This window comes from Virgibacillus sp. SK37, from assembly GCF_000725285.1.
Lineage (GTDB): Bacteria > Bacillota > Bacilli > Bacillales > Amphibacillaceae > Virgibacillus_Q.
In genome coordinates, this window is sequence record NZ_CP007161.1 from 2,660,682 (window position 1) to 2,679,956 (window position 19,275).

Consider the following 19,275-nt stretch of genomic DNA (forward strand, 5'->3'; position numbering starts at 1 on the left):
TATTTATCGGGTAATTAATTGAAATATAAAGTCTATATAAAAAGATGTAATATTAAGACAAATAAAACCAATAAAAATGTCTCCCTGTAATAGGAGACGTTTTTATTTATGTATAAGGTTACTGAAGCTCTACCCACTTGTTTTGTACAGCAAGCAAAGCAGCCTTTGTTCGATCTGATACGTGCAATTTTTTTAAGATAGACGATACATGATTATTTACAGTATAAGAAGATATATATAACACTTTAGCTATATCCTGATTTGTTTTTCCACGGGTAATTTCTTCAAGTACCTTCCATTCCTGTTTTGTTAGAATACCAATAGGTCTATCTTTTCCTCCCTTCGTTAAATGGATGTACTCTTCCAATAATAAAGGGGATAGCTCAGGGTGAATATACTGCTTTCCTTTTAAGATAGTTCGTAAAGCTGCAAGTAAGTCATTCATTTCCATTTCCCCAAAAAGATACCCATCCAAATTTTGGCGAAATAATTTTAATAGCATTTGTTTATGTATTTCAACTAACCATACGATTATTTTTGTATCCGTTGAACCAAAATTTGTTAACCAGTATGACAATTGATCTTCATTTGTTCCCACATCGAGAAGAAGTAGATCCGCATCTATAGTATTATCAGGCAGGGATATATGTTGTTTAGCGATAACTTGTATTTGGATATCATTACCCAATAATTCTGCCAGAGTATGGCGAATCCCTTCCCACATTAAACCGTATTCTGTAATTATTACAAGCTTTTTCATGAATAAGCGTCCTCCAACTAACATCTATCATGATGTAATTATATAGATAATATGCTTTTATGGAAAGAACCAATTCTAGCCATCAAAAGAGAAGAGCCATTGTTATAGCAATAGCTCTCTTAAAGGTTAACTTTTTTCTTCAATTTTGTATTGCTTCAGTTCTTCTTGCATATTTTTTGAATATCTATCCAGCTGGCCAGCAAGCTGGTTTAATTGTTCCATAGATGCTGTCTGTTCTTCCACGGAAGCTGATATTTCCTCTGTACCAGCAGCCGTTTCCTGACTTATCGAAGCATTGTTTCGGGTATTATCTGCAATGATTTTTTCTTGCTTCATCATTTCATCCATAAGACTTATCGTAGACAAGAGCATCTCACTGTTGATATGAACTGATTTAGTAATATCTTGAAATGCCTGTTCCGTTTTGTTAACTGCATCTGTTTGGGATTCAATAACTTCACTTGTTTCATTGATTAGACCCACTGTATGCTTTGTCTCTTCCTGCATTTTAGCAATAATTTCTGAAATATCTTTTAGTGCGTGTTCCGATTGTTCAGCCAGTTTTCTTACTTCATCAGCAACAACGGCAAAGCCTCTTCCACTTTCACCGGCTCTAGCTGCTTCAATTGCTGCATTTAATGCTAACAAATTGGTCTGGCTTGCAATTCCCGAAATCTTACCTACTATTTCTGAAACACTTGCTGACCTTTTATCAAGTGAGTGAATTGCCTGCACAACTTCATCCGTTATTTTTTCTGTACGGTTAGATTGCCCCTTTAATATATCTACCGTTTTCAGCCCCTGTTCTGATGCTAAATTCATTGACTTAGACTCTTCCTGAATCTGTATATTTTGTGAACTAAATTGATTTATTATTGTTGATAATTGATCTGTTGCTATCGTGTTTTGTTCCATTAACTCTGATTGATTGGTCGCTCCTGAAGCAATTTCTTCCATTGTTACAGCAACTTCATTAGCAGCAGAGGAGTTTTCTTCAGCACTTTTCACCAAAGTTTGTGATGCCTCGGAAACTTGTACAGAAATAGTAGAAATCTTAGCCATCATTTCTCTCATCTGTTTTACCATCGTTTTAAAGCTAGTAGACAAATGCCCAATCTCATCTTGCCTGTTTATTTCAACATGTGCCAGGAAATTCCCATTCTCGACTTCTTTCATCGTATTTTGCAAGTTTTTAATTGGCTTTGTAATCCGTTTTGTTATAATAAACGAAGCAAAAACTGCTAAAAGAATTATACCTAATAATGTAAGCCCGATGGGTAATAGTAGAGATTGTGACTTCTGTTCAAAATCATGCTTATTAACGGTCCCATTTATGACCCAATCTGTAATCCCATTCTTTACAAACCCTGTGACCATTTCTTTACCGTCTTGTTGATATTCAACTGTCCCGGACTCACCCTTTTTCATCATTTGTTTATAAAAACCTTCTTTTGCAACATTAATTCCGACTAACTTTTTATCAGGATGTACAACAAGGTTGCCATTCGTATCAATTAATGTGGCATAGCCTGTCTCCCCAATTTTTACTTTATCTACCATAGAAACTAGTGTGTCTATGGAGACATCAAGTGCTGCTACACCCATTATTTCATTTTTCGTATTATAGTAAGCTTGGGCAATGGTAACAATCATCTCCCCGGAGGCTGCATCCTCGTATGGCTCTGTCCAGACAGGTGCTCCTTCTTGTTCAACAGCTTGCTTATACCAAGGCCTTTCTCTTGGATCATAATCAGAATCAAATATGGTGTTTGGGTAAATGACAATTTCCCCTGTTTCCTCATCGCCTATATATGTATTTAGAATGGAATTATTCGCATCTCCATTTCTTTTTAAAAACTGTTTTAATTCCTGTGTATCTTCTCGTTCTCCCTCTAATACAACTTCACTTGAAGTGACTCTCCTAATACCTCTTTCCAGATTATCAAAAAACATGTCAAAGGAGTCATTTATCACAAGGATTTGACTTTGCATATTCTTGGTTAATTCTTTTGTAGTCAAATTAACACTGAAAAAGTAACTTACTCCTGCTACAACTAATCCAGCTATCAAAATTAATCCAAGAAAAGGAAGAAGAATTTGTGTCTGAATGGTACGTTTTAAAAAGCCAGCCTGCTTCTTCTTTTGCTTCTTTTTCAATAAAATCGCTTCCTTATCTACTTATATTTAATTTGTTACTTATAAAACTCCAAGGGCTGAGGTTTTCCCAAATAAAACCCTTGCACATATGGCACGCCCAGTAACTTTGCTGTTAAAAGATCTTCCTCTGTCTCCAATCCCTCTAAAACAATTTCCATCGTTCCATCCAATAAATGAATTACTTTCTTAATGTGGTTTTGCTTTCGAATAGACGTAAATAATTTATCTGCATAATAGCGATCAAATTTAGCAAAGTTAGGGATGATTTTCTGCACAGTAGCTATTGTTGCTTCTCCTTTTCCAATATCATCAAAAGCAATTAGAAAACCCTGTTGCTTTAATCGTTCCAAGACCTGGTTTAATGCCGAAAAGTCCGTACCCTTCTCCGCTTCATTTATTTCGAAAACAATTGAATTCGCTTTCACATTTGTTTTCCTCGTGATCTCTTCCAAACTATTAATAAAAGCAGGATGATTTAGTGTAGAAGGATATATATTTAAAAATAAATATACATCCCCCAACACTGTCAAATTCATTTTGCACGCCTTATATATAGACATCATATCCAGTTCAAATAATACATTTTGTTCCCTTGCATGCTTAAAAAACAGTTCCGGGTTTCTATAATGCCTGGAGCGAAGTAATGCTTCATATCCATATACTTTATTTGTTGATGTATTAATAATTGGCTGTAATACATGGTGAAAGTCCATATTTATTATAGTCTCATGGAGACTTTGTGCTGACATACAATCACCTCACCTTATCTGTATATGACTCCTTATTTGGTACTACAAAACCTTGTTAACAGCTTCACCAATTCGTTCTGGAGTGAAAGGTTTTACAATAAAATCCTTTGCTCCTGCCTGAATTGCTTCCACAACCATGCCTTGTTGGCCCATAGCTGAACACATGATTACTTTTGCATGAGGATTAATTTTTTTAATTTCTTTCACTGCTTCTACCCCATTCATTTCGGGCATAGTAATGTCCATTGTCACAAGTTCAGGTTGTAATTCCTTAAACTTTTCAATTGCCACATGGCCGTTTTCAGCTTCACCAATTACCTCATGACCTAATTTTGTTAGTATATCCTTTAGTTGCATACGCATAAATGCAGCATCATCTGTGATTAAAATTTTTGCCATTATACTTCCTCCTGTTTAATCTCTTGGATAACTTCTTTTACTTCAGATGTTTCTGATAGGTCCAAAACACGCTTTAGATCAAGAATAATTAATAAATCCTTTTCCAGTTTCGCTACACCTTGCAGAAAAACATCCTGTACACCACCAATAATTTGTGGTGGAGATTCAATTATTTGTTCATCAATATCAATTACTTCTGTTGCAGCATCCACAATTAACCCAACTTGCATTTCATCCATCATGACAATTAAAAAGCGACTATGTTCGGTTGTTTCAGTTTCGGGTAGCTGTAAACGTTCCTTCAAATCAAGCACTGGAACCGTTTCTCCTTGATAATAAATCACACCTTTTATAAATGCAGAAGTTCTCGGAACCTCTGTTATCTTTTGTAACCGTTCGATAGATCTTATTTGCTGGACATTTACACCATAGGATTGATTATTTAATTTAAAAACGATATATTTTGTAATTTTTTCCATCATTCGATCTCCCTTACTTAATTAGTGCATTCGGATCAATAATTAAAGCAACCTGTCCGTCTCCTAAAATCGTAGAACCGGAAATAGCAAATACATCCTTTAAATAATTTCCTAACGATTTTAAAACAATCTCTCGCTGACCGATAAAGGAATCTACCATCAAACCTGTCATCTTTTCTCCTTTTTTTACGACGACAACTGCATGATGACCACTTCCGTTTTCAGTATTGTCACTGTCAGGTACATTAAATACACTCTTTAGAGATACAAGTGGTACAACGCTCCCCCTAAAGTCCATTACCTTTTTGCCATGTGCTGACATGATCTGTTCCTCTTTCAGTAAAGCAGTTTCAATAATAGAAGATAAAGGTATCGCATAGGTTTCCTCTTCAACTTTCACTAACAAAGAAGAAAGAATGGATAAGGTTAGTGGTAACTGAATGGAAAACTTACTGCCTTGTCCTTTTTCAGATTCAATGGTTATCTTTCCACCAAGGGCTTCAATCTTGCTTTTTACAACGTCTAACCCTACCCCGCGGCCTGAGATATCTGATACGGTGGCTGCAGTACTAAAGCCAGAAGCCAATATAAAGGGATAGATCTCTTCATCTGTAAGCTGTTTAGCCGCTTCCCTTGTAATCAGTCCATTTTCAACTGCCTTTTCCTCTACCTTTTCCCGGTTAATACCGGCTCCATCGTCTTGTATTTCAATAAATACATGGTTGCCACTATGGTAGGCACGGAGTATTAATTCACCCTCTTCTCGTTTTCCTGCTTTCAAGCGCTCTGCTGGCAGCTCGATACCGTGATCAATCGAATTACGAATCAAGTGAACGAGTGGATCACCTATTTCATCAATAACAGTACGATCCAACTCGGTATCTGCACCAATAATTTGGAGATCAATTCTTTTATTTAAGTCCTTGGCAAGTCCGCGAACCATCCGTGGGAAACGGTTAAATACCTGTTCCACAGCAACCATACGCATTGTAAGGATAAGGCTTTGCATATCCTCCGACACTCTCGACATATGTTCAACGGTTTCAGCTAATTCCGGGTTTCCCAGCTTTTCCGCCAAATCTTCCAATCTACTGCGATCAATTACAACCTCTTCAAATAAATTCATTAAATGGTCAATCCGTTCCAGGTTTACGCGGATCGTTGTGGACTTAGTAGCCTGCCCCTGTGTTTTTACTTCTGCTGTCTCACTTGAAGACTCAGCAGAAGTAGCTTCCTCATGCTGTGCTTTTTCAGCCTGTTTTTCCATAGTGGTTGCTAGACCTTGAATATTTACTTGTTCAATTTCAGATACACTATTTACCACAGTCTCTAATGTTTGAACAGATTCATTTGAAAGGAAAATGAGCGTGAAGTCCTGCTTGAAGTCCCCAGCTTCCAATGCTTCCGTTTCAGGCGTTGTTTTGATAATTTCTCCTTTCGCTTCCAAAGCTTCTACCACCATATAAGCTCGGACAGCTTTTAATAGACAATCTTCATTTAAACGTACTTGAATATAATAGGCCTTAAATCCTTGCTCTTCTGCTTGGGCAATGACAGTTGACTGGTATTCATCCAACTCTACTTTTTCCGCTTCAAAACTATTAACTTCCTCTTTTATTTCATTTGTGTCTTGATTTGCCTTCCCATTTTCTATCTGATCCAAAGAATTAACTAAACCTGTGACATCTTTTTTTCCATCATTTCCTTGAGCAATTTCCTCCACCATTTCTTCTAAAGCTTCAATTGCTTGGAAAATAATATCAATAATATGGGTGGTTACCATCAATTCACTGTTCCGGATTTTATCCAATACATTTTCCATCTTATGGGTTAAGGCTGAAATATCTTCATATCCCATAGTTGCGGCCATACCCTTTAATGTATGAGCAGAACGGAAAATTTCGTTGACGATGGAAAGGTCATCTGGTTGCTTTTCTAAATGAAGAAGATTATCATTAACTGCTTGTAAGTGCTCTCGACTTTCATCAAGAAACATATCAATATATTGGCTTGTTTCCATTACGTACATCCTCTCTATGACCAATCAATCTAGTAATAAATATATATCCATTTCTCCACTATGGAGGAACGCCACAGGTAAATGTAGCGCTTTTTCATAGCCTGTTAGTGTCGTATTTCCTTGCATAATGGTAGGAGCGGTAATATCTGTTTTAACCCCATCCTGAATTATATTTGTAGCTATTCCTCCGGCTAACATATTTCCCAACTCTCCACTGAAGGAAGCCAGCATTTCACCTTCCAATGGCATACCAAACATTTTCTCACCAATTGCTCCAAACATGGATTGATCGCCCGCTAAAATTAATTTACCTTTTATATCACCAGTGATACCAATTAGTACACCAAACTGCAGGTGTAATGATTTACCAAGTAATTTGGGCTTGCTCATGGAAACATTGATCGGCACAATAGATGCTAAGGCTTTGTTCGTTCCATTTAATAAACTTGTAACTGTTTTATTTCTTTCCTCTATTGTTATCGGCATAGTTGTATACCCCTTTTAGTTTTTATTTTTTTCTCCTGTTTGAAGGTTGTAATTAGGTAAAATGAGAACTTCGACACGCCGATTAGCTGCTCTATTTGCTTCGGATGTATTCGGGACTGCTGGCTTATATTCTCCAAATCCTTTTGCACTAAATTTTGTTGGATCAAGCTGCTCATTTTCTAAAACAATACGCATAAAGTGGATAGCTCTCATTACACTTAACTCCCAATTTGACGAAAATTCTTCATTATGAATAGGTAAATCATCTGCATGTCCACTTACAATGATCTGATGAGGAGGGTCTGTAAGCAGAAAGCCCGATATCTCCTTCGCTATTTTTTTGCCTTCCCTATTCACATCTGCACTTCCGGAGTGAAATGAGAAATCATTAGATATCGTTATGAGTAACCCCTCATCTGAAAGCTGTGTTTGTAGTACATCTGTCAGATTCCTTTTCTTAATATAAGCATTTATATTTTCTTTTACTGTTTGGAGTTGTTCTTTTTCCATTGCACTATTTTGATTTTGTTCGTCTTCTTTCTTGTTTTTCTCTTTTTCTTGTTCTGGTTGTGGAGCTGGTAAAGGTTGCTCTGTTGGATCTTTTTCTTCAAGAATACCTTGCCCTCCGGAGAATTCATTGTTAAACACCTGGGAAAGTTCTTTATACTTTTGCGTATCTACTTCACTCATTGCAAACAACACAATAAATAGTGCCAATAACAGTGTCAATAAATCTGAGTATGGTAAAAGCCAAGATTCATCCACATGATGTTCATCTTTCTTTTTACGCCTGCTCATTTGCCTGCTCCTCTTTCAATTGAACCAATTCTTTCGTGGATAAATAAGAGCCAAGCTTATCTCGGACCACAATAGCTGAATCCCCTGTTGAAATAGATAGAATACCTTCTATCATAATCTCTTTAATTTCAACTTCTTTTTTCGACTTTTCTCGCAGCTTATTTGCAAACGGATGCCAAAGCACATACCCGGAAAAAATCCCAAATAATGTAGCTATAAATGCTGCTGATATCGCATGCCCAAGTACATCCATATCCTGCATATTTCCTAATGCTGCAATTAATCCTATTACTGCTCCCAGTACACCTAATGTAGGTGCATAGGTTCCTGCTTGGGAAAAGACTGAAATCCCTTCCTGATGTCTGCTCTCCATTGCTTCAATCTTTTCAATTAAAACTTCCTTAATAAATTCTGGCGTTTGACCATCAATCGCAAACTGCAGCCCGGTGTGCAAGAACGGATCTTCAAATTCCTTCATTTGTGTCTCCATTGAAAGTAGCCCTTCTTTGCGTGTTTGTTCAGCTAATTTTGTAAATAGGTGAATCAATTCTTTTTTCTCCGGATTCTTGTCTGCACTAAAAATGATTTTGAATAGTGTTGGTATATTTTTAACCGTGCTCATTGGAAATGCAATAAAAATAGAAGCGGCTGTTCCGACGAATATAATAAGGATTGCTGCCGGATTGCCTAAAGCAGTTACAGGAACACCCTTCATCACCATTCCCACCCCTACCGCGATTACACCTAGAAATAAACCAATTATTGTTGTCTTATCCATATGTGACCCCCTAATTTTAACTGATCCATTTATATAACAACCATCACTCTTTATCTAAAGGTTTATTTATGAAGGGTATAAAGAACCAGTGATTACTACCCATGTTTATCGGCATAATTTGACAAAGAATGAATAGTATTTTTAAAAAAATAATATTGCGACAATACAACTGTCATATGTTAAATATGATGCAAAAACACCCTGCAGGGCAGGGTTACTACCACTACAGGGTGCATGTTACAAGTTGGTATTACATCCCTCCGCCAAATTGCTGCATGAGGTACATCGATTGTTGATTAGCTCTTTGAATTGCTTTTTCCATTGCTGTAAATTGTCTCCAATAACGATCCTCTACTTGCACAAGTCGCTTTTCAAAAGAAGATATACGATCTTTTAGATCATCCAATTGTCTTCCCATTGTATACTGATTCTCCGTCTGGAATGTATTTCCAGCTTTCGTTTTTATTGTATCCATTACTTTGTTCGCTGTATCAGTTAACCTGTCCAAGATTCCTTGCTGACCATAGCCAGTTCCATCATTTTTAAATAGTTTTTCTACGGCTTCCGGGTTTTCTTCAATCGCCTTTTTTAATTTAGACTCATTGATTTCCAGCTTTCCACCTTCCAAATAATTGGCAGTAGTGCTGATTCCTATACTAGCTAATTGTTGCATGGCAGAAGGAATTTCACCATTATTTACCGGGGTATAGAAGTCACGACGCATATCATTTAGTGCACTGGATAATGTGGAATCTCTGCGAAGTAATCCACTTTTTGATTTTTCTTCCCATAATTCCTGCTGTTTGTCGCTCATTTCTTCCCGTTGTTTATCTGTTAATGGTCGGTAATCTTTGTACCTATCTTCTTGCAAACGATCCTGAATACCACCAATTAATTCATTGTATTTTTCTACAAAACCTTTGATATTTTCAAAAACGGTGTTGGAATCATTAGAGATATTTACTGTCACATCTTCGGCAGAAAAGGTTTGTTTAAGATTAAAGGTTACCCCTGAAATAGTAAAAGAGTTGGAGCTTCTAGTTGTAGACAATCCATTAATCGTAAAGTGAGCATCATTACCACCAGTTTCTGTAGCATTGGAAAAATTCAATTGATCCTGGATGAACGAACCTTTTGTAATGATTTCCGAATCTCCTGGATTATCCGGGTCGGTATATTCCGCTCCATTAAAGTTACCCGTCTCCGTCCGATTTAGTGTCATTTTACCTGTAACAGAATCATAAAACATACTTACACCAACATTCGCACTGTTCACCTGACTAATCATAGAATCAAAGGATTGACTTGCTTTTATATTAAAGGCTTCTTCTTTTTCACCGTCTTTTGTATGGGCACCTACACGAAAGCTTGTGTAATCATATTTATATGTTACTTTTACCTCGGTATCTTTAGGAATTGCTTCATTCATGGTAATAATGCCTGTGGCCTTATCTAAAGTGCCCTGTTGAATATCTTTTTTTTGATCATCACCACTTAAATAAATCTTGCTATCATTAACTACATAGCCGACATCCCCTATTTTCATTTCAAACTCGTCTTCAGATATTTCCTGGTTAGAAAGCTTAATTTTGTTTCCATCTGCTGCTGTTTTCATCGTATCGATTTGTAAATCTGTCGTATAATTAACCTTGATATCGCTTCCTTTTGGCAAGTTTTCTTTAAATGTAAGTTCATTAGTAGTGTCATTCAACAAAACTTCATTGGAAGCAAGGTTTTTAGCATCTTTCCCCATAACAACTTTATAATAACTATTTCCAACTTTTACCGACATGTTACCTGTCTCAATCTCTTCACCAACATGAATATCTACAGGATTGGTTAATTTTGTTCCATCCTGCAAATTAAGTTTTACAACTTTCTTAGCTTCATCTAAATTGATTGTCTCTTTTTTAACACTACCATGCTCCCATTCAAATTTAGTAGTTTTCGATTCAGTAGTACTCGATTCAGTAGTACTCGAAAAACTGCTTTTCAATTCTGCTAAACTTTTGCGTGTATCAACTGTTTTTGCATCTTCTGTGTCGGATCCAAACACGCGACCACCATTCACTTTTGTTGCAGCAGTCGCCAGCTTATCTACTTTGGAAATAGTGTACGAAGATAACCCAGCTGCACTTGTAGCTGTTGCAGATACATAGTTTTCATTCGTTGCTGATGTCATTCTTGACCTGAAAGTGGTCGATAATTTCATTTTAGTAAGCTCTGACCGAAAGTTAAGAAATTTTGTATTGACTTCACGAAAAGCATCACGTTGCCATGTCATCCATGTACGATCCTGTTGCATCTTTTGCATAGGAAGTCGTTCAGCTTTCATTAGGTCAGCTACCATGGAATCAATATCCATTCCTGAAGCAAGTCCGCCTATTCTCATTTCATTCACCTCTATAATTTTTCCGTTCTACTTGTTTATAGTATAGCAGTTTCATTGATTTTATAGTTTTCTAATTTATATATCGGCAGCTATTGCGGAAAGTTTAAATGAGAATTGGTCATTATCTTTATTCTGTTGGCAACACTGGAAGAGAATTGCCACTCCTTATTATGAGAGATACTCTTTTTTAGCCATTTCAAAGATACTGGAGTTAGTTGGCTCTTCAGTAGAAAAAAACTGCCAGTTTCTAATTTAGTTTGGCAGTTTTGTTATATATGTATTTTTGTACTATATCCCATAATAACAGTTGCTTTTGGGTTAATGAATGATGGGCTGCATTTGACTTTGCAGCATATCCACTTCTCTTTTCAAATAATTGAGCTGATCATTCAATTCTTGTCTTTCAGAGGCAGAAAGGTCTTCTTCTAAAGCGTAAACTGCGATGAATCTCATTTCTTCTAACTTCTCATTTATTTTTTCAAGGAAATAGTCCTTCTGTTCACACCACTTCATCTGCAATTCCAAACGCTGCTTCTCTTTTTGCTTATCTAAATTCACAGTACCCCTCCTTCTACAACAAATATTCTATATATTGAATTGGTTGTTTTTCTAGAATAGCACGATTCTTTCCCAAGTGAAATAGAGATTGCTTCAAATGGATAAGCAATTAAATACAAGGCTGATGTTTCGCTTTTATATTTCCGTTTCCATTACAGAAAGTTAAATTATAAGTATATTTTGAAACCATTACCTCTTTTTTACGTATTATAAATAGAAAATCACGTAAAGGAGAATTGCTGTATGGGATTTTTAATAGATGTAATAATTATCCTATTTGAAAGCTATGAGTTCAAAAAGGTGACAGAGGAGGAGATAGAAAAAAACATCCAGGAACTAAAGAAAAAGCAATGGTTTCAAGACTTACTTAAAGAAGGAGAAATACGCAATCTCATTATTCATAATGCTGAGGTAAGGAAGAAGATTGGTAAAATAAAAACACATAAGTTGGATCATCCTTTTTATGAGGAGAAAATTCGTAGAAAACTGGAAAGAGTATGTGCAAAGAAAGCCGGAAATCTCCTTGTTACTTAGCTGTAGGAAACCAGAAAGAGAATAGAATATTTTCATGATTATTTTCCTTCTTTGAGCTAATAAAATTCTCTTCCGTTCAGGTTGGCAACAGCTTTGCAAAAATTTTTCCATGTGGCAGGATAATGATTACTACCTAACTTAATGTCACAATGGGTATCCAGTTCAATCTCAATGCGCCAGTAGGTTGTTAATTACCAAAAAAAATAAGCCTGCAAATCGCACGCTTTTACTTCTTTAAAATGCTCTCCGTGCTATTAACTTTTCTGTGCCTGTTTTCATTCTTCTTTCTATCACCATTGCTAACTTTTTATCCAATTGCTTGATATTTTGCTGAAGCCCTTGTAAATGACTCTCCAGGTTAGATGCTTCTGTTTCTAGATTTGAATAAAGTTCATCAATTTTCTGACCGTTTTCCTTTATATCTTTTAATTCATCCAGCCATTGCGTGATAGAATGTAACAGATCTTCCATCATTTCTTTGGTCAACCTGTTCCCTCCTTATCAAGTTATCTTGAATTTAATACAACTTGATCATATCATTTAATATTTAGTGCAACAAGTGTAAATAGGATTATTTTCCAATTCTATATAGGTAATTATAACTGTGTTGGTATAACGCCTAATTTTGCTGATGTTGTCCTGTAGGGTTATTAATTAGGGACTCGAGCTGAAGGAATAGCACATATTACTGAAATAATAAATCCTAAGGTTTCTAGTATCTAAAAAAGCCCCCTTCAAAAAAGGAAGCTTTCTGATTTATCTATTTTTCTCTTCCATTAGTTCACTTAAACGGTCTGCAGATCCCTTAATTGTTACTGCTGATTGCTCAATCCCTCCGATTGCCTCCTCAAACATCTCCAGGTCATCCTGAATACGCTGATTACTTTCTTGTGTTTTTTCCATACGACTATCAATTTTGCCAAAAGCTGCTTCCGTGTTAGCCATATGTGTTTTAATATCTATGAGAAAACCTTGTACTTCCTGTAATGATGCTGAACTATTAAAAACCTGCTCATTCGTTTTGTTCACCAATTCTGTAACATTAGTTACTGAGCTTCCGGTCTGTTCCGCCAGCTTTCTAACTTCTTCAGCAACTACAGCAAAACCACGCCCGTGTTCTCCGGCTCTTGCTGCCTCAATTGAAGCATTTAGTGCAAGTAAATTCGTTTGTTCTGCAATTGTTTTAACAATCTCGATAATTTCCTTAATTTGTGTAGAAGTGGTTTCCAATCCTGCCATATCCTGATTTACTTTTTTTGTACCTGACTCCATGTTTTCAATGGAAACATTCATTTCTGCTAACTTTGTTTGTCCCTCATCCGCTGCTTTTTTCGCTTCTATTGCTAATTCAGTGCCTGTTTTTGAATTGTTAGTGATGACATCTACCTGTCCAGTCATTTCTTTAATTGAAGTAATCGTTTCTTCTCCTAGTAAAGCTAATTCCTCTGCTGTACCCTCCAAGGAGTCAAGTATTCTCATTTTTGATTTTGCTTCTTCATCTTTTACACGGATCACTTCATCATCATAAGCCTCTAACACCACCTGTTGTTCTAAGTTCAATAATTTAGTCACAACTTTAATAGCATGGACTCTGTCATCCTGATTTGGCAAATTTTTTATGATAATATTGAGCAATCCATCAAATATTTTCTGGAAGGATGCGATGTACCATTTTTGTGTCAGACCAATTTTTACATGAATTAGGGCAATACGCTTTCTTCGTTGAATAAATTCTTCACTTATCTCCCCTGAAAACATTTCAACAATATGACGATTTAGAGTTTTTTTCAATCGTTCAATGGAGCTGTTCGCTTCGATGATTTCCATTAAGTTAGGATTATGCTCCAAATTTTGATAGAAATTATCAATGATTTCTATATTTTCTTTTTCCACATAAGGCTTTAATGCCTGTGCAACTGCAAAATCGTCTTCTGTCAAATCAAGCATATTTAACTGTTTTTCCAAATCTGAACCTTTAGCAACTTGAAAAATAGGCTTCATTTTTTTGCTTTGTTTTATAAGAGATTGCTCTTGTACTTTTGTCGGTTTCTTTCTTTTTAATGTTATTGCCATTCTGTTAATACGCCCCTTAATTTACAGATATAGTACTTATATCGGCTGGGACACTGAAAATATGTAGTACAAAAGTCATGTTTTTGAACTAAATATATGGCGTAACGATTCACTCTCTATTTAGGCGCTACAACGGGGCTTTCCCCTCGTATGATAGACATTCACTACCTGTTTCCGTGCCTCAGTGTCCGTCATCAGCTTGATGATAGACATTCGCCCACTATTTCCGTGCCTCAATGTCCGTCATCAGCTTGATGATAGACATTCGCCCCCTATTTCCGTGCCTCAATGTCCGTCATCAGCCTTATGATAGACATTCCAAGTGCTTTTTCGAGACTTAATGTCTATCATTCGACGATTAACTTTTTATAACTCCTGAGTTTACTAAGCAATTAAAAAGACCACCCTAAAATAGAGTGGTCTTCCATTTATTAATCTATCTCTACTTCTTTTGTTCGTGTAAGATGTTCCCAGCAAGCGCATATAATACCGCATATGTTACAAAGTGGGAGGAATTATCATTTGTGTCCTGCTGTGGATAGACTTCTACATAATCCATCCCACGAATACCCAGCTTCGCAAACTCGTGGACAAGCTCCAATAGTTCAAATGAAGTCAGTCCATTACCATCGACAGGTCCGCCTGGATTAAAAGCAAAATCAAGTACATCACTGCAAATACTTAAATAAACTGCTTCTGTCCCCTCGCTTGCAATGTCGTATGCTTTGGCAGCAAGCTCTGCTAAATTTTTTGCTTTTCGTACTTCTCTTACAGAAATTGTTGTTGCGCCAACTTCTTTAGCATATTTCCCTGTTTCCGGTGCGTTTCTTGGACCATGAATTCCCATATGAACAATACTCTCATTCCTTACACTTTCACTTTCATAAATACGATGAAATGGAGTACTTCTAGCATACAGATCACCTTGATAGTCTTTGTAGTTATCGTAGTGTGCATCCAAATGGATGATACCTACCTGCCCATCCACTTCCTCACTTAATGCTTTTACGATTGGATACGTAATACCATGGTCCCCGCCAAATGCTACTGGGAACTTATTTGTTTTCCATACTTCACTGGCAAAATTCTCAATGCGATTCATTGTTTCTATAGTATCTGCTGGCAAGACATCGACATCACCCAAATCGCCAATTTTATAATGATTTAAAACGTCTATCCCATCCAGCTCAGGCAAATATCCAGTATAACGTGCGGAATTTAATCGGATCACCTTCGGGCCAAGTTCACAACCAGTGTAATCTCCCCACGTAACCGCACCTTCCCAGGGGACACCATAAATAAGTACATCCTGATCGTTAGCGGATCCATCTTTTAGGTTTACCTTTTTTCCTTCCAAAAAACATGGTGTATTGCCATATAGTTTATTTTGACTCATCTGCGATCACTCCTAAATTCTTATTTTACACCAGAAACTTTATCATATTCTTCAACTACTTCTTTAGATGGGCCGCCACCAAGCAGACTAAAGATTATTATTGCAATACAAGAAAAGGCAAAGCCTGGAACCATTTCGTATAATGCTGACCCTGTCATTGGCCATATAAATACGGTTAATCCACCAACTATCATTCCTGCAACAATCCCGTTGCGAGACGTTTTCCGCCAAAATAATGAAAAGAGAATTGGCGGGCCAAAGGTGGCACCGAATCCGGCCCATGCATATCCTACTAAGTTAAGTACAGAACTTGTTTCGTTCCATGCTATTAGTACAGCAACAATGGCAATAACGAGAACTGAAATCCTTCCTACCCAAACAAGTTCCTTATCACTAGCCTGTTTTCGGAAATATCTCCGGTAAAAGTCTTCTGATAAAGCACTGGAGGACACAAGAAGTTGAGAATCTACTGTACTCATTATGGCAGCTAAAACTGCTGCTAGTAATATTCCGGCGACCCAAGGATTATAAACAACCTGTACGAGTTGAATAAACACTTGCTCTGAATCTGCAAGTGGTTGATCAAAGGTTACAATCCCCAACATTCCAACAATTAAAGACCCATATAATGGGATAACAAGACCTAAACTGACACTAATCAATCTTGCTTTTCTAATTTCTTTGTGAGAACGGATTGCCATAAAGCGAGCTAATATATGTGGCTGACCAAAATAGCCGAGCCCCCATGCAAGAGCAGAAACTATACCTACAGCGCCAATCGCGCCTGCTGAATCCCAAAACACTCCATTAGGCTGATCGTAAGCAGTATCTGCAAATGCATTTATTAGACTGGGATCAATCGAGCCTAACTGGTTAAATAGTTCTCCAAATCCACCTATGGAAATAAGTCCATAAATAGCAGTAAATGCCAGAGCTGCCGACATAAGTGCACCCTGAATAAAATCAGTAATACTTACAGCCAGGAAACCACCTAAAAATGTGTAGGCAACAATAATAATTGCACCTAAGGTTAAAGCAAAATGATAACTGACATCAAAGGTTCCTTGGAAAAGTTTTGCTCCTGCGACAAGCCCCGATGCTGTGTAAAACAAGAAGAATGCGAGGATAAAAAGAGCGGATACAACCCGTAATAAATGAGATTTATCTCTATAACGATTCTCAAAGAACTGTGGAAGTGTAATCGAATCATTTGAGTACTCCGTATAAATGCGCAATCGCTTGGCAACATATTGCCAGTTAATCATTGCACCAATTGCCAAACCAACTGCAATCCATAGGCTCCAAGTACCGAGACCCGCAGCATAAGCAGCGCCTGGTAAACCGATTAATAGCCACCCACTAAAATCACTGGCTGCTGCTGAAAAAGCGGTTACCCAACTATTTAATTTTCTTCCTCCAAGCACATAGTCTGATAGAGTATGAGTCATTCGATATGTAATGAGACCAATTGCAATCATCACGATGAGGTAAGCAATAAACGTTACTAAGGTTGGATTCATTCTTTTTCACTGCCCTTCTCCGTGAAAAAGGTTATTGTCGCCCACACAATTAACAAAGGCATCGGAACAGCAAACCAAAATAATGTCCAGCCACTGATAGCATATTCCATCTAAACCCCTCCTATTTTTTATAGAACGTCCTTTTTTCCTATTACCTATATTCATTCACTATAAACTAAATATTTCATAAAAACAAAAATTATAAAATTTATTGTTTAGTTAGTCTTATGGTAAGTAGATTGCAGGTATGCTAAAAAATTTCCATGCTGATATGTTGGGTTTTCAAATAAAACATCTATTTACCCACTTCTTTAGTATTATATATTTTAATTATTAGATAAATTCAGAACCTTAAGCCCATATACTTACTACCAACGTTTGAGTTAATCTTATTTTAATGAAAGCATTTACATAATAACCAAAACTATCATGCGGCTTTCAAACACTAAAGGAGGAATCATATGAAAAAAACAGTTTTTTTGTGTATTTCCCTCTTGTTGTCAACCAGTATTATCTTTAGCTCGCATACCAACGTTTACGCTGAAGCTGATAAGCCCCCTGCACCAACGATTGAGAATAAGAATACAAAACAAGTCGTACCTCAAAAGACTCATCCTGTCTTTTCTTGGGGCGCACCGGGTCCTACATCACCAGTCCTTCACCCTGGCTCTGCCCGTGGAGCCGGCATGATTAAAACTCCCTTATTGCGTATTGACCAGATTATGACGGAAATGATTAATAAAGGTACAATGCCTGGTGCCGTTACACTAGTTGCTCGAAGAGGTCATATTGTCCAACACAAAGCATATGGAGATGCATTTCGGTATACCGATGATAAAGGGACAGAAGCGGAGAGCCCTGTATCTATGAGAAAGAACACCATTTTTGATCTTGCTTCCATCAGCAAAATTTTCACTACTACTGCAGCTATGAAGTTGTATGAAGAAGACTATTTTGAATTGGATGATCCAGTAGCCAAATATATTCCTGAATTCGCTGAAAATGGCAAACAAAATGTAACGATTGAGCAACTTATGACACATACATCCGGTTTCAAGGCATGGATTCCCCTCTATACAATAGGTGAAAACCGTGAAGAACGACTGCACTATGTTTTTCAATACCCGCTTAGCAATGAACCTGGCTCCATTTATACCTACAGTGATTTAAATATGATCACATTAGGTGCCTTAATAGAGCGACTTTCCGGACAAAGGTTAGATGAATTTGTAGCCGACCAAATCACTAAACCATTAAAAATGAATGACACGATGTACAATCCCGCCGAGCATTTAAAACAAAGGATTGCCGCAACAGAATTTCAGCCATGGACGGATAGAGGACTGGTTTGGGGCGAAGTACATGATGAAAGCGCCTGGTCACTTGATGGTGTAGCTGGACATGCTGGTGTGTTTTCTACTGCAAAAGATTTAGCAAAACTTGCCCATATGTTCGTAAACGATGGCCATTACGGAGGGAAACAAATACTCCAGCCGGAAACAGTCTCTCTGTTAGTCAATAACCAAATCCCTCAGTTTCCTGGAGATGAACATGGACTTGGTTGGGAGCTTTCACAAAGCTGGTATATGGATGGTTTATCTGAAGCCAACTCCATTGGGCATACTGGCTATACAGGAACCTCACTTGTTATTAACCAAAACAATGACACCATTGCCATATTGTTAACAAACCGAGTACATCCAACAAGGGAAACTGTTTCTACAAACCCAGCGAGGCGCCAGTTTGCCCGGCAAGTTGCTGATGCCATACCAGTCAAGATACCTGGTAAGCAAAAAGCATGGTTTTCAGGATATGGTGATCAATTAAATCGAACACTTACAGCTGAATTAACTAGTAATAAAGCAGCGACTCTTACATTTGATACATGGTATCGAACGGAAGCAAATTACGATATGGGACTAGTTGAGATATCGAGTGACGGTAAGAATTGGTCAACTGTTCACCCTCCTTTCACCGGAAGTAGTGTGGGATGGAAGTCCACAGAGATTCAAATTCCTGCAAATGCAACCCATATTCGCTTCCGCTATAAAACAGATACTTATAATAATGGCAGAGGCTGGTATGTTGCTAATCTGGAATTAGAAACTGAAAATGGAGGGAAACTACCACTTTCCATGAAAAGTGACGAATGGACAAAGCGATCCTACTAAAAATT

General features: G+C 37.2%; 17 protein-coding genes. 2 read left to right on the forward strand and 15 right to left on the reverse strand.

Annotation, left to right across the window (positions count from 1 at the left end; translation table 11 throughout):
* Positions 1 to 118: 118 nt before the first annotated feature.
* The 11 genes from X953_RS13610 to X953_RS13660 form a co-directional block, all read right to left on the reverse strand.
* Positions 119 to 760 (reverse strand): response regulator transcription factor, encoded by a 642-nt coding sequence (locus tag X953_RS13610; protein WP_052350132.1) that lies wholly within the window; start codon positions 758 to 760, stop codon positions 119 to 121.
* Between the two features lie 126 nt (positions 761 to 886).
* Positions 887 to 2,917: a methyl-accepting chemotaxis protein gene (locus X953_RS13615; protein WP_040956083.1), complete on the reverse strand. Its 2,031-nt coding sequence runs from the start codon at positions 2,915 to 2,917 to the stop codon at positions 887 to 889.
* Between the two features lie 35 nt (positions 2,918 to 2,952).
* Complete coding sequence (locus tag X953_RS19170; RefSeq protein ID WP_052350133.1) at positions 2,953 to 3,666, reverse strand: EAL domain-containing protein; 714 nt, start codon at positions 3,664 to 3,666, stop codon at positions 2,953 to 2,955.
* Between the two features lie 42 nt (positions 3,667 to 3,708).
* The gene (locus tag X953_RS13625) at positions 3,709 to 4,065 is read right to left on the reverse strand and encodes a response regulator (protein WP_040956084.1); all 357 of its coding nucleotides are present in this window, start codon (positions 4,063 to 4,065) and stop codon (positions 3,709 to 3,711) included.
* The gene (locus X953_RS13630; RefSeq protein ID WP_052350134.1) at positions 4,065 to 4,544 is read right to left on the reverse strand and encodes a chemotaxis protein CheW; all 480 of its coding nucleotides are present in this window, start codon (positions 4,542 to 4,544) and stop codon (positions 4,065 to 4,067) included. Before X953_RS13630 ends, X953_RS13625 begins: the two co-directional genes overlap by 1 nt.
* Before the next feature lie 13 nt (positions 4,545 to 4,557).
* Positions 4,558 to 6,564: a chemotaxis protein CheA gene (locus tag X953_RS13635; RefSeq protein WP_040956086.1), complete on the reverse strand. Its 2,007-nt coding sequence runs from the start codon at positions 6,562 to 6,564 to the stop codon at positions 4,558 to 4,560.
* Between the two features lie 24 nt (positions 6,565 to 6,588).
* Entirely contained in the window at positions 6,589 to 7,050 is a 462-nt protein-coding gene (locus X953_RS13640; RefSeq protein WP_040956087.1) for a chemotaxis protein CheX, read from the reverse strand.
* Positions 7,051 to 7,065: 15 nt separating this feature from the next.
* Complete coding sequence (gene motB, locus X953_RS13645; RefSeq protein ID WP_040956088.1) at positions 7,066 to 7,848, reverse strand: flagellar motor protein MotB; 783 nt, start codon at positions 7,846 to 7,848, stop codon at positions 7,066 to 7,068.
* Complete coding sequence (gene motA / locus X953_RS13650; RefSeq protein WP_040956089.1) at positions 7,835 to 8,626, reverse strand: flagellar motor stator protein MotA; 792 nt, start codon at positions 8,624 to 8,626, stop codon at positions 7,835 to 7,837. The genes motB and motA overlap by 14 nt, the downstream gene beginning before the upstream one ends.
* Positions 8,627 to 8,876: 250 nt before the next feature.
* Entirely contained in the window at positions 8,877 to 11,018 is a 2,142-nt protein-coding gene (gene fliD / locus X953_RS13655; RefSeq protein ID WP_040956090.1) for a flagellar filament capping protein FliD, read from the reverse strand.
* A 318-nt stretch (positions 11,019 to 11,336) separates the two neighbouring features.
* Positions 11,337 to 11,576: a hypothetical protein gene (locus X953_RS13660; protein ID WP_040956091.1), complete on the reverse strand. Its 240-nt coding sequence runs from the start codon at positions 11,574 to 11,576 to the stop codon at positions 11,337 to 11,339.
* 243 nt (positions 11,577 to 11,819) lie between these two features.
* On the opposite strand from X953_RS13660, the gene X953_RS13665 reads away from it, so the two are divergent.
* On the forward strand, positions 11,820 to 12,110 hold the full coding sequence (locus tag X953_RS13665) for a hypothetical protein (RefSeq protein WP_040956092.1): 291 nt from the start codon (positions 11,820 to 11,822) through the stop codon (positions 12,108 to 12,110).
* A gap of 234 nt (positions 12,111 to 12,344) precedes the next feature.
* Here the strand turns inward: X953_RS13665 and X953_RS13670 are convergent, their stop codons facing one another.
* The 4 genes from X953_RS13670 to putP all read right to left on the reverse strand — a co-directional run bounded on the left by X953_RS13670 (position 12,345) and on the right by putP (position 17,099).
* Positions 12,345 to 12,596: a hypothetical protein gene (locus tag X953_RS13670; protein ID WP_040956093.1), complete on the reverse strand. Its 252-nt coding sequence runs from the start codon at positions 12,594 to 12,596 to the stop codon at positions 12,345 to 12,347.
* 270 nt (positions 12,597 to 12,866) lie between these two features.
* Positions 12,867 to 14,183 carry a globin-coupled sensor protein gene (locus X953_RS13675; protein ID WP_040956094.1) on the reverse strand — a complete coding sequence of 439 codons (1,317 nt, stop codon included), beginning with the start codon at positions 14,181 to 14,183 and terminating at the stop codon, positions 12,867 to 12,869.
* A gap of 442 nt (positions 14,184 to 14,625) precedes the next feature.
* Positions 14,626 to 15,579, reverse strand: a complete 954-nt coding sequence (locus X953_RS13680) for an agmatinase family protein (protein WP_040956095.1) — start codon at positions 15,577 to 15,579, stop codon at positions 14,626 to 14,628.
* 20 nt (positions 15,580 to 15,599) lie between these two features.
* On the reverse strand, positions 15,600 to 17,099 hold the full coding sequence (gene putP, locus X953_RS13685; protein ID WP_040956096.1) for a sodium/proline symporter PutP: 1,500 nt from the start codon (positions 17,097 to 17,099) through the stop codon (positions 15,600 to 15,602).
* 461 nt (positions 17,100 to 17,560) lie between these two features.
* On the opposite strand from putP, the gene X953_RS13690 reads away from it, so the two are divergent.
* The gene (locus X953_RS13690) at positions 17,561 to 19,270 is read left to right on the forward strand and encodes a serine hydrolase domain-containing protein (protein WP_040956097.1); all 1,710 of its coding nucleotides are present in this window, start codon (positions 17,561 to 17,563) and stop codon (positions 19,268 to 19,270) included.
* The last annotated feature ends 5 nt before the right edge of the window (positions 19,271 to 19,275 follow it).

Coding starts and splice junctions, on each gene's coding strand:
- X953_RS13690 (WP_040956097.1), top strand. CDS start 17,561: ATGAAAAAAACAGTTTTTTTGTGTATTTCCCTCTTGTTGTCAACCAGT.
- putP (WP_040956096.1), bottom strand. CDS start 17,099: ATGAATCCAACCTTAGTAACGTTTATTGCTTACCTCATCGTGATGATT.
- X953_RS13630 (WP_052350134.1), bottom strand. CDS start 4,544: ATGGAAAAAATTACAAAATATATCGTTTTTAAATTAAATAATCAATCC.
- X953_RS13625 (WP_040956084.1), bottom strand. CDS start 4,065: ATGGCAAAAATTTTAATCACAGATGATGCTGCATTTATGCGTATGCAA.
- motA (WP_040956089.1), bottom strand. CDS start 8,626: ATGGATAAGACAACAATAATTGGTTTATTTCTAGGTGTAATCGCGGTA.
- X953_RS13635 (WP_040956086.1), bottom strand. CDS start 6,564: ATGGAAACAAGCCAATATATTGATATGTTTCTTGATGAAAGTCGAGAG.
- X953_RS19170 (WP_052350133.1), bottom strand. CDS start 3,666: ATGTCAGCACAAAGTCTCCATGAGACTATAATAAATATGGACTTTCAC.
- X953_RS13680 (WP_040956095.1), bottom strand. CDS start 15,579: ATGAGTCAAAATAAACTATATGGCAATACACCATGTTTTTTGGAAGGA.
- X953_RS13665 (WP_040956092.1), top strand. CDS start 11,820: ATGGGATTTTTAATAGATGTAATAATTATCCTATTTGAAAGCTATGAG.
- X953_RS13640 (WP_040956087.1), bottom strand. CDS start 7,050: ATGCCGATAACAATAGAGGAAAGAAATAAAACAGTTACAAGTTTATTA.
- motB (WP_040956088.1), bottom strand. CDS start 7,848: ATGAGCAGGCGTAAAAAGAAAGATGAACATCATGTGGATGAATCTTGG.
- X953_RS13610 (WP_052350132.1), bottom strand. CDS start 760: ATGAAAAAGCTTGTAATAATTACAGAATACGGTTTAATGTGGGAAGGG.
- fliD (WP_040956090.1), bottom strand. CDS start 11,018: ATGAGAATAGGCGGACTTGCTTCAGGAATGGATATTGATTCCATGGTA.
- X953_RS13675 (WP_040956094.1), bottom strand. CDS start 14,183: ATGGCAATAACATTAAAAAGAAAGAAACCGACAAAAGTACAAGAGCAA.